The following is an 11,331-nucleotide window of genomic DNA, read 5'->3' as shown; positions in this document are numbered from 1 at the left end:
AACTTCTCAGAGATTGTGCAGAAGAAACCAAAATTTCTCCAGAACGAAGATCGTCGTCGCCAAAAGCGCCGCCGCCCTCGTCAGTGACACGGCTTATACTCACACCCCCCCTCAGCCGTCAACAGCGATGTTTCGGTTTTTCTCAGAAAAATCGCAAACGACTGATTCTTCTACTAAATTCCGCGCAGCGCCGAGAAAGTCACAGATTAACCGCCGTTTCCAGCCTCCAAAACCGCTGGAAAAGCCGCTCTTCCGGCCCGTGCCGCAAAAGTGCCCCGACAAATTCACAATCTCATGCTTACCAAAGCGTAAATGGGGATTCGTGGGCTGGTTTCAAGGTTGCACTGCTTTGCAACCCCCGCCGATTTGACTCTCCTCGCTGAAAGGGGCACATGTTTGGCCCAAGGTCCTGCAGGCAGGGTAATACCTGCCTACGGCAATAACGAGTATCAGGGGACTGGCTTAAATCCGCATGACGACGGCCCGCAGCATGATCCGCTCGCTCGGCAATGAAGCGCCGATACTCGCCGACGGCCGTCGCGCGCCGGACCGGCGTGAGATTTCGCTTCGCTGGCTGTCAGGCACCTTCCTGACCGGCATCACCTCTTCCATCCTCATGGGTGTGGCGCTGTTTGCAGCGCTCGATGGACGCCAGCAGCTCGCCACGCCGGCCGAAGCCTCCGCCGCCATTCCCGACAGCGACGGCGACAGCGCCTCGCGGGGCAAGCGTCTGTTTGCCGGCAACATCGTCGCCATGCCGACCGACCGGAAGGTCATGGAGGTCTCGACCGTCGTGCACGAGGGCAACAAGGAAGTCGTCCGTCGCCGGCCCTTCGCGCATGTAAAGATGAATCTCGCCGCCAACCACGTGGCGCAGGAAGATTATCCGGATTTCGATCCGCTGACGATCTTCTCGTCAAGCGAGACGCCCCCTCCGCCGGCCGCGCGTGCCGGAGTGCTCTACGGCTCCAACGTCGACTCCGAGGTGAGCCTTCAGACCGTCGCCTTTCCGGTAAAGGGCAGCACCTATGCCTTCGCGCCGGCGATGACGCTCGAGGAGGTCGAGGAGAACGTCCGATCCAACGGATCGATCCTGACCGACGGCAACAGCCAGCTCTCAGCCCTCTATTACGTCGATCCGCAGCGTTTCTCCTCAAGGGATGACGGCGGCGGCCTCGACATCACCGCCGGGCTCGCCGCCCGCGTCGTCGAAGAGAACATTTCGGTTTCGGCCCCCGAGCCGATCACCAAGCGTACGCGGGAATATGCGGACGACATCATTCCCATCCGCAATGCGGAAACCGTCACGGCGGCGATGACCGGAGTCGGCTACCCGGAAGGCAAGGCGCGCGAGATTTCCGGTTATCTTCAGTCCCGGCTCGGCGAGGCGGATCTGGTGGCGGGCGATGTGCTCAGGATCGGCGTCATCCAGGAGGGCGAGATGGTGCTGGTCGTGCGCACCAGCCTCTACCGGCGGGGCAGCCACCGGGTCACCATCGCACTCGACGATCATGGCCGCTTCGTCGACGGCGAGGAGCCGCCGATGCTCGATGCGGTCGCCTCCGCCTTCAGCGAGCAATCGCCCCAGATCGTCACCGGCCGCGAACTGCCGCGCGTCTACGACGGCATCTATCGCGCCGCCCTTTCCTACGGTATGAGCAAGGAAATGACCGGCCTGCTCGTCAAGCTGCTCGCCAGCAATGTCGACCTCCAGGCACAGTTGAAGCCGACCGACAAGATCGAGGCCTTCTTCTCGGTTGCCGACAAGAAGGGCCAGGCCGACAAGAATTCCGAACTGCTTTACGTCAACGCCCATTTCGGCGATACGACGAACCGCTTCTACCGGTTCCAGAACCCGGATGACGGGTCGATCGACTATTTCGACGAGGACGGCAAGAGCATCCGGCAGTTCCTGCTCCGCAATCCGCTTCCGAACGGCCGCATGACCTCCGGCTTCGGCATGCGCGGCCACCCGATCCTCGGCAAGGCCCTCATGCACACCGGCACCGACTGGGCGGCACCGCGCGGAACGCCGATCATCGCGACCGGCAACGGCATCGTGGAAAAGGCAGGCTGGGATTCCGGCGGTTACGGCAACCAGACCCTCATCCGCCACGCCAACGGCTACGTCTCCTCCTACAACCACCAGAGCGCCATCGCTCCCGCGGTTCGCGAAGGCGCAAAGGTCACGCAGGGCCAGGTCATCGGTTACGTCGGCTCCACCGGCCAGTCGACGGGGACGCATCTGCATTACGAGTTGATCGTCAACGGCACCAAGGTGGACCCGATGAAAGTGCGCCTGCCCGGCGGCAGTTCGCTCGCAGGCAAGGCGCTCGCCCGCTTCGAAGACGAGCGCAAGCGCATCGACACCCTGCTCAACACCCAGCAGTCCGACGAAGTCGCCAGCCGCTGAATTCCCGCTTATCCAACATGCGAATGGCGGCCGGAGCCGCCATTTTTTGCATGTTGGGATGTCGCAATCGGCTTACGCAGCCTCGCTCACGTCGCGCTCGCGCCTCACACGGAACAGCAGCCGGTCGGAACCGGCGCCGACCGCGACGGTCGAACCGTCCGGGATCTGGCCGCCGAGGATCTGCTCGGCGAGCGGATCCTGCATGTATTTCTGGATCACCCGCTTCAGCGGACGGGCGCCATAGACGGGGTCGTATCCCTTTTCGGCCAGCCACTCGCGGGCGTCCTCGCCGAGATCGATCGCGATCTTGCGTTCAGCGAGCAGGTTCAGGAGCCGCTTCATCTGGATATCGACGATCGCGCCCATCTCGTTCCGCTTCAGGCGGTGGAAAAGGATGATCTCGTCGACACGGTTCAGGAACTCCGGCCGGAACGACATCTTCACAACATCCATCACCTGGTCGCGGACGCTGTCCACATCCTCGCCATCGCGCAGGTTGGTAAGGTACTCCGCACCAAGGTTCGAGGTCATGATGATCATCGTGTTCTTGAAATCGACCGTGCGGCCCTGCCCGTCCGTCAGACGCCCGTCGTCGAGCACCTGCAGAAGGACGTTGAAAACATCCGGATGCGCCTTCTCGATCTCGTCGAACAGCACGACCTGATAGGGCTTGCGGCGAACCGCTTCCGTCAGAGCACCGCCTTCGTCATAACCGACATAGCCGGGAGGCGCACCGATCAGCCGGGCCACGGAGTGCTTCTCCATGTATTCCGACATGTCCATGCGGACCATCGCGGTCTCGTCGTCGAACAGGAAGCGGGCAAGCGATTTGGTTAGCTCCGTCTTACCGACACCTGTCGGACCGAGGAAGATGAACGAACCGATCGGCCGGTTCGGATCCTGGAGCCCGGCGCGCGACCGGCGAACGGCACGGGAAACCGCCTGCACGGCGTCACCCTGGCCGACGACCGATTTCGCCAGTTCGTCTTCCATCCGAAGCAGCTTTTCGCGTTCGCCTTCCAGCATCTTGTCGACCGGAATGCCGGTCCAGCGGGAGACCACATGGGCGATCGCATCGGGCGTCACGACTTCCTGCACCATGGCATTGGTCGAACTGTCCTTGGCTTCGGCATCCACGAGCCGCTTTTCCAGATCCGGGATCACGCCATAGGTCAGCTCGCCGGCGCGCTGGTATTCGCCCTTGCGCTGGGCGGTCGCCAGTTCGTTGCGGGCTTCATCGAGCTGCCGCTTCAGGTCGGCGGCAAGGCCGAGTTTCTGTTTTTCCGCCTGCCAGCGGGCCGTCAGCGCATCCGCCTGCTCCTCGAGCGAGGTGACTTCGCCTTCGAGACGCTGCAGCCGGTCGGCCGAGGCGCTGTCGGTTTCCTTCTTCAGCGCTTCCCGCTCGATCTTCAGCTGCATGATGCGCCGGTCGAGCTCGTCGAGCTCCTCGGGTTTGGAATCCACCTGCATGCGAAGCCGCGAAGCCGCCTCGTCCATCAGGTCGATCGCCTTGTCCGGCAGGAACCGGTCGGTGATGTAGCGATTGGAAAGCGTCGCGGCCGCCACCAGCGCGGAGTCGGAGATCCGCACCTTGTGATGCTGTTCGTACTTCTCCTTGAGGCCGCGCAGGATCGAGATCGTATCTTCGACCGTCGGTTCCTCGACCATGACCGGCTGGAAGCGGCGGGCGAGCGCCGGGTCCTTTTCCACGTGCTTGCGGTATTCGTCGAGCGTGGTCGCACCGACGCAATGCAACTCGCCGCGGGCAAGCGCCGGTTTCAGGAGGTTCGAGGCATCCATCGCGCCGTCGGATTTGCCGGCCCCGACCAGCGTGTGCATCTCGTCGATGAACAGGATGATCTCGCCGTTTTCCGACTGCACTTCGTTCAGCACGCTCTTCAGGCGCTCCTCGAACTCGCCGCGATATTTCGCACCGGCAATCAGTGCGCCCATGTCGAGCGCCATCAGCTTCTTGTCCTTGAGGCTTTCGGGAACGTCGCCGTTGATGATGCGCAGCGCGAGGCCTTCGGCGATCGCCGTCTTGCCGACGCCCGGCTCGCCAATCAGCACCGGGTTGTTCTTGGTGCGGCGGGAAAGAACCTGGATCGTGCGGCGGATCTCGTCGTCGCGGCCGATGACCGGATCGAGCTTGCCATCACGGGCTTCGGCCGTCAGGTCGCGGGCGTATTTCTTCAGGGCCTCGAAGCCCTGTTCGGCATTGGCGCTGTCGGCGGTGCGGCCCTTGCGGATGTCGTTGATCACCTGGTTCAGACCTTGCGCGGTCACGCCGGCCTTCTTCAGGGTGGCGGAGGTCGAAGCCGAGCTTTCGATGACCAGCGCCAGAAGCAGGCGTTCGACGGTCACAAAACTGTCGCCTGCCTTCTTGGACGCGTCTTCCGCGGTGGAAAAGACTTTGGCAAGCGGCTGAGAGAGGTAGATCTCGCCATTGCCGCCCGAGACCTTCGGCAGTTTGGCGAGTGCGGCGTCATTGGCGATGCGGGCTTCCTTGGCGCTGCCGCCGGCACGCTCGATCAGCGAGGATGCCATGCCCTGGTCGTCGTCGAGCAGGACCTTCAGCACATGCTCGGGCGTGAACTGCTGGTGGCCGGATGCAAGAGCACCCGTTTGCGCCGACTGCAGGAACCCGCGAACCCGCTCGGAATATTTCTCGATATTCATTCTGGTACCTCCTGAATCGCCCTGCCCTTATAAGGCACAGGCCGATGATTGAGATTGAGCTCCCTCAAAGGCGAGCCCCGCCGGAGAGACCGGCTTCGGCCTGAGATATGGTAAGCGGAATCCGATGTTTAAAGAGTTCGGGCACGCAAAATCACGCGCCGCCGACGGCCGATTTTTCCGCGTGACAATCGCCAGCGGCGCGATTACATAGGCGGCATGTCGTTCACGTCCGTTTATGCATCGCGATTTTATGCGTACCGCTGTCCTCAGCGGATGCGGGTCCGTGCGTAGCCGATTTTAACGCGACGACATCACCCCGAACAGCCGCTGGTCTACCTGGCGGCTTTTTTGTTCCGCACGGTATGACCAAACAGGAGCCATGCCAGTGCCGAACACCACCGCAAATACCGTCGATGATCTGCGCATCATCGAGATCAATCCCCTCACTGCTCCAGCGGATATCATCCGCGAAATCCCGCGCGACGATGCCGTCACCGCGATGGTGACCCGCACGCGCGACGTCGTCCACCGCATACTCCACGGTGAGGATGACCGCCTCATCGTCATCATCGGCCCTTGCTCCATCCACGATCCGGTCGCAGCACGGGAATATGCCGGCCGCCTGGAGGAGCAGCGCCGCCGCTTCGCCGACGATCTCGAAATCGTCATGCGCGTCTATTTCGAAAAGCCGCGAACCACCGTCGGCTGGAAGGGGCTGATGAACGATCCGCATCTCGACGGCACCTACCGTATCGAGGAAGGATTGCGGATCGCGCGGCGCCTGCTGCTCGACATCAATGCCATGAACCTTCCGGCCGGCTGCGAATTCCTCGACACGATCACCCCGCAATATATCGCCGACCTCGTCAGCTGGGGCGCGATCGGCGCGCGCACCACCGAAAGCCAGGTGCATCGCCAGCTCGCCTCCGGCCTATCCTGCCCGATCGGTTTCAAGAACGGCACGGATGGCGGCACCGCCATCGCGCTCGATGCCATTCTGGCCGCATCGCAGCCGCATCATTTTCCGGCGGTGACCAAGGATGGCCGGGCGGCGATCGCCTCCACCACCGGCAACGAGGATTGCCATGTCATCCTGCGCGGCGGCAAAAAGCCGAACTACGAGACGGCCGACGTCGCGGCAGTTTCCGCCGACGCGGCAAAGCGCGGCTTCGAGCCGCGTATCCTCATCGATGCCAGCCATGCCAACAGCGGCAAGGACCCGATGAACCAGCCGCTGGTCGTCAGGAACGTCGCCGGGCAGATCGCTGCGGGCAACGCGGCCATCAAGGGTATGATGCTTGAAAGCAATCTCGTCGCCGGCCGCCAGGATCTCGTTCCCGGCAAGCCGCTCGTCTACGGAAAGAGCATCACCGACGGCTGCATCGACTGGAAAACCTCCGTTTCGGTGCTGGAGGATCTGGCACGGGCCGCCCGCGACCGGCGCAAGGCGCGCGGCTGAACGCGCCGTCGCCAAAACGGAAAACTCCGGCTTGCGGCCGGAGTTTTCGCGAGAATGCGCGATCTGGCGGAGCGGAACCTTCGCTTGCCTGCGGCTTTTATCCGGTCAGGCGGGTTCGATTGCCCGCTCGGCGGCGGCATAGGCTTCGCGGATCTTCGTCACTTCTTTCTTCGAGCCGAAGATCACCGGCACGCGCTGATGCAGCGAGGTCGGCTCGATGTCCAGGATGTCGATCTTGCCGGCGATCGCGGCGCCGCCGGCCGCTTCCACAAGAAAGCCGATCGGATTGGCTTCGTAGAGGAGCCGCAGGCGGCCCGAAGCCGGCTTGGCGCGGTCGGCCGGATAAAGAAAGATCCCGCCGCGATTGAAGATGCGATGCGCATCGGCCACCATCGAGCCGACCCAGCGCATGTTGTAGCCGGATGTGTCGATGGAACGATCGATATAGGCGGTGATCACGTCGTCCCATGAAGGACGGCGGGCGGCGTTGATCGCGAATTCCTTCGTCTCCGGCGCAATGCGCGCATCGGCCGTCGTCATCACGTAGTCGCCGGCGTCGTCCAGCGTGAAGATCTGCACACCCCTGCCGACCGTCAGCACTAGGCTGGTCTGCGGGCCGTAGGCGGCATAACCGGCGACGATCTGGCCGCGTCCGTTCTTGAGGGTATCATCCGGCGCCTGCGCCTTGATGACCGAGAAGATCGTGCCGACCGTCACGTTCACGTCGAGATTGGAGGAGCCGTCGAGCGGATCGAAGATGACCGCATACGTACCGTCCGCGTGAATTTGGATTTCCTCGTCGAGTTCCTCCGAGACGGCGAAAGCGACGGCCCGCGATTTGCGGCAGGCTTCCAGCATGATCTCGTTGGAGAGAACATCGAGCGGTTTCTGCGTCTCGCCCTGTACGTTGGTGATCTCGGTGGCGCCGGTAAGCCCGGCCAGCGATGACGTCCTCAGCTTTTTCGAAATCTGCCTTGTGGCCTCGGCGATGTTGAGCAGGACGACTGTGAGTTCGTCGTTCAGCGCTCCGCCTTTGTGGCTGTCGAGGTAGGTTTCGAATGTCGTCATCGGCATCTCTCCCTTGCGAGACCATCGGATCGAAGGTGGCTGCATGCCACCTGGAAAATATCCCGTCCGCCTGCACCGCCCGCGTCGCGAAAATACGAAACCAGGGCTCGAAAGGGCGTCCGGAATACGGGCCAGAACGAGCCTAGTGAACTTTTGCATTGCGGTAAATACTTGGAAGAGCTGCGAAATAGCGTATCGCGCCGCGATATCGCCGGGCGGGTCAGGGCTATTCGCCGCCATCCATGGCGATTAAAACGGTTAGACCGCGCGCCAGGCCGAGATAGGTGGAGATTCCTGCCTTTCGGCCGTAAACTGAAAATCCTGCGCCGGAACGCAAAAAAACTCCGGCGCGAGCCGGAGTTTTTATGATGCGCGGTGCTGAACCGGGCGATTATTCGCCGGCGGCTTCCGCCAGGGCCGGCTCGGTGGCTTCGCCTTCCGAGCCGCTTTCTTCGCCGGCGCTTTCACCCCGGCGCGGACGGCGCGGGCGGCTTCCGGCGGCGCGACGGCGGCGCGGTGTGGCCTCGGCCTGTGCCTCTTCCTCGACGGCCACTTCGGCCGGCGTGCCCTCGATCACCGGCTGCGGGCCGGAACCATCGACGACGGACGCCGGCACCGGCGCCTGTGCGGGCGCGGCCTCGACAGCCTCACCCATGGCCGGGCGCTGCGGACGGTCCTGCCGGCGGTCGCGACGCTGGTCGCGGTCGCGGCGGTTTTCACGCTGCTCGCGCGGCTGCTGGTCCTGAGTGTTCTGTTGGGCGTTCTGCTCGCGGCGCGGCTGCTGCTGGGATTGCGAGGCCTCGTCGGTCACGACCGGCTGCTGGGCAAAACCCAGGTCCTCGCCATCGGTCGTTTCCATCTCGTCCTGATCCAGAACATTGCCGTCGCGATCCTGATAGTCGCCGCGGTCCTGATGCTGGAAGCGATCCTGCATCTGTGCCTGAGCGGCGGCGATGATGCGGTTGTAATGTTCGGCGTGCTGCAGATAGTTCTCGGCCATCACGCGATCGCCGGAACTCTGGGCATCACGGGCAAGCTGGGCGTATTTTTCGGCGATGTGCTGCGCGGTGCCGCGGATCTTCACGTCCGGTCCCGAACTGTCGTAGGTACGGCTGAGCGGATTGCCGCCCTTGCGGTTGAAGTTGTTGTTATTGCCGCCGCCGCCATTATTGTTGTTGTTATTGCCGCGCCCTCGACCGCGCTTGTTCTGCTGTCCTGGCCTCATCTATCGTTCACCAATTCTCTGTCTTCGCTGATAAAGGGCCACGCGGCCATGCCGGCTTTGAGCCGGAACAAGACTTCGCGTGCCGCGTACAGGCCGACCAAAGCGTCCTGCCGCTTGTGAAAGTCAAATTAACTGATTCACGCACCGGAAATTGTTCAACCTTCACAACTCTTCGAAAAGAGCAGGATTAAGGGTTGACCTATAACCCGAACGAATCGCTGTTCATTCCCAGCCGTCCCAGTGCGTGCCTTGCAAGCTATCCCGCTTCCTCCGGGAATCCAAGTCTTTTCTTTTGCTGTGCAAAATCAGGACTCATCCACGGTAAAAACGAGAACCCGATCATTGTCACCATAGTCACGTCTTGCTTGCGCGAGCTTGAAGCCCGCCGCACGAAAGATCGCGACCACGGTTTCCTTCTGATCGAATCCGATCTCGACGCCGATCACGCCGTCCTTTTCAAGGAAATCTCCTGCACCCGCGGCAATCGCGCGATAGGCATCAAGCCCATCCGGCCCACCGTCCAAGGCAACCAGCGGATCGAAATCGCGGACCTCCGGTTCCAGTGCGGGGATAACATCAGTCCGTATATAGGGCGGATTTGACATGATTATGTCGAAACGCCCCGAAATTGCGTCGAACCATCGGCTGGAAACCGCACGAAACCTGTCCGCCAGGCCCAGCCGGGCTGCATTGCGCCCTGCCGTCTGCAAGGCGTCTTCGGAAATATCGCTGCCGATCCCCTGCGCCTCGGGACATTCCTTCAGCAGCGCCAGGATGATCGCGCCGGTCCCCGTGCCGAGGTCGAGAAGCCGCGCAGAACCTTTGTCTGCGACAATCTGCCTCACATGGGGAGCCATGCATTCCACCAGGATTTCGGTGTCGGGACGTGGTTCGAGTGTTTCCCTCGAAATCAGCAGGTCCATCCCATGGAATTCACGTGATCCTAATATGCGGTGCACGGGCTCCCGTTTCAAGCGCCGCCCGACGGCTTTTTCGATCCGGACGGTTTCTTCCTCCGTCAAAAGACGCTCCCCGCCGGTAAAAACCTCGATGCCGGACAAGCCCAGCAGTCCGCCGATCAGGAGGCGGGCCTCGATCGCCGCGTCCGGCAGGCCCGCCGCCGAAAACCGGGTTCTCGCATCCGCGACGGCGGCGCCGAGCGTCGTCATCCCTGCTGCTCGCCCAGTTGCGCCAGCTGTCCCGCCTGGTAATCGGCGATCAGCGCATCCACCACTTCGTCGATCTCGCCTTCCATCATCCGGTCGAGCTTGTAGAGCGTCAGATTGATGCGGTGGTCCGTGACGCGGCCCTGCGGGAAATTGTAGGTGCGGATGCGTTCCGAACGGTCGCCCGAACCCACCTGACTCTTGCGGTCGGCGGAACGCTCGCTATCCACTTTCTGCCGCTCCATGTCATAGAGGCGGGACCGCAGCACCTGCATGGCCTTCGCACGGTTCTGGTGCTGCGACTTTTCCGAGGACGTGACGACGATGCCGGTCGGCAGGTGGGTGATGCGCACCGCCGAGTCCGTCGTATTGACGTGCTGGCCGCCGGCGCCGGACGAACGCATCGTGTCGATGCGGATATCCTCGTTGCGGATTTCGATGTCGATGTCCTCCGCCTCCGGCAGCACGGCGACGGTCGCCGCCGAAGTGTGGATGCGCCCCTGGGTTTCCGTATCGGGAACCCGCTGCACGCGGTGGACGCCGGATTCGAACTTCAGCTTCGAAAACACCCCGCGTCCGGTCACATTGGCGATGATTTCCTTGTAGCCCCCGGCCTCGCCTTCGCTCGCGGAAAGCACCTCCACTTTCCAGCCGTGGACGCTGGCATAACGTTCGTACATGCGGAAAAGGTCGCCGGCGAAAAGCGCCGCTTCGTTGCCGCCCGTGCCGGCGCGGATTTCCAGGATCGCGCTCTTTTCGTCCGCCGCATCCTTGGGCAGAAGCAGGATCTGCATGTCCTTTTCGAGCGCGTCTATCCGCGCTTCGGCCTCCGGCAGTTCCATCTCCGCCAACTCGCGCATCTCGCGGTCGGTCGCCTTGTCGTTGAGCATGGCGCGCAGGTCGGCCACTTCCGCGGTCGTCTTCTCATAGTCGCGGATCTTGCGCACCACCGGCTGCAGTTCGGCATATTCCGAAGCCAGCTTTACGTAGACGTCTGCAGCCGGGCCTTCCGACATGCGCGCCTCGATCTCGCCGAAACGGCGCTCCAGCTCGCGCATCTTTTCCACAGGAAGCTTCGCCACCCTATAACTCCATTTTTGTTTTGCTTGCTAAAACATCGACACCAAAAGTGAAAGCCCGTTTCCCGCATGGTTTCCCCTCACTTGCGATTTCTGATACTTAGCCTTCGGCTAGATATTGAAGTCGCTTTCTCGCCCACAAGGGAAGAGATAACGGTGCCGCGAACTCTGCCGCTTGCCTCTCCCCTTGTGGGAGAGGTTACAAAATCATGATCTTAGCTCAGCTAAGTCATAGATTTTGT

The 11,331-nt window shown here is 62.2% G+C and carries 8 protein-coding genes; 3 read left to right on the top strand and 5 right to left on the bottom strand.

Annotated elements, in window-relative coordinates:
* Both DMO26_RS34225 and DMO26_RS31960 read left to right on the top strand, forming a co-directional pair.
* Nucleotides 1-370: hypothetical protein (locus tag DMO26_RS34225; protein WP_205421298.1), on the top strand; the 370-nt coding region annotated here is incomplete at its 5' end.
* Between the two features lie 102 nt (nt 371-472).
* A complete protein-coding gene (locus DMO26_RS31960; protein ID WP_117196320.1) occupies nt 473-2,413 on the top strand; it encodes a M23 family metallopeptidase in 1,941 nt (646 codons plus the stop codon).
* A 72-nt stretch (nt 2,414-2,485) separates the two neighbouring features.
* Here the strand turns inward: DMO26_RS31960 and clpB are convergent, their stop codons facing one another.
* Complete coding sequence (clpB, locus tag DMO26_RS31955) at nt 2,486-5,092, bottom strand: ATP-dependent chaperone ClpB (RefSeq protein ID WP_117196319.1); 2,607 nt, start codon at nt 5,090-5,092, stop codon at nt 2,486-2,488.
* Nucleotides 5,093-5,477: 385 nt separating this feature from the next.
* On the opposite strand from clpB, the gene DMO26_RS31950 reads away from it, so the two are divergent.
* A complete protein-coding gene (locus tag DMO26_RS31950) occupies nt 5,478-6,551 on the top strand; it encodes a 3-deoxy-7-phosphoheptulonate synthase (protein WP_226951490.1) in 1,074 nt (357 codons plus the stop codon).
* A gap of 105 nt (nt 6,552-6,656) precedes the next feature.
* On the opposite strand, the gene DMO26_RS31945 is transcribed toward DMO26_RS31950, so the two are convergent.
* The 4 genes from DMO26_RS31945 to prfA form a co-directional block, all read right to left on the bottom strand.
* Nucleotides 6,657-7,619 carry a class 1 fructose-bisphosphatase gene (locus DMO26_RS31945; protein ID WP_117196317.1) on the bottom strand — a complete coding sequence of 321 codons (963 nt, stop codon included), beginning with the start codon at nt 7,617-7,619 and terminating at the stop codon, nt 6,657-6,659.
* A gap of 391 nt (nt 7,620-8,010) precedes the next feature.
* Nucleotides 8,011-8,844, bottom strand: a complete 834-nt coding sequence (locus tag DMO26_RS31940; RefSeq protein WP_117196316.1) for a DUF4167 domain-containing protein — start codon at nt 8,842-8,844, stop codon at nt 8,011-8,013.
* 305 nt (nt 8,845-9,149) lie between these two features.
* Nucleotides 9,150-10,013: a peptide chain release factor N(5)-glutamine methyltransferase gene (gene prmC / locus DMO26_RS31935; protein WP_117196315.1), complete on the bottom strand. Its 864-nt coding sequence runs from the start codon at nt 10,011-10,013 to the stop codon at nt 9,150-9,152.
* Complete coding sequence (prfA, locus tag DMO26_RS31930; RefSeq protein ID WP_117196314.1) at nt 10,010-11,092, bottom strand: peptide chain release factor 1; 1,083 nt, start codon at nt 11,090-11,092, stop codon at nt 10,010-10,012. Before prfA ends, prmC begins: the two co-directional genes overlap by 4 nt.
* Between the last annotated feature and the right edge of the window lie 239 nt (nt 11,093-11,331).

Source organism: Rhizobium terrae (assembly GCF_003425685.1).
Lineage (GTDB): Bacteria > Pseudomonadota > Alphaproteobacteria > Rhizobiales > Rhizobiaceae > Neorhizobium > Neorhizobium terrae.
This window is presented reverse-complemented; position numbering and strand designations above follow the sequence as displayed.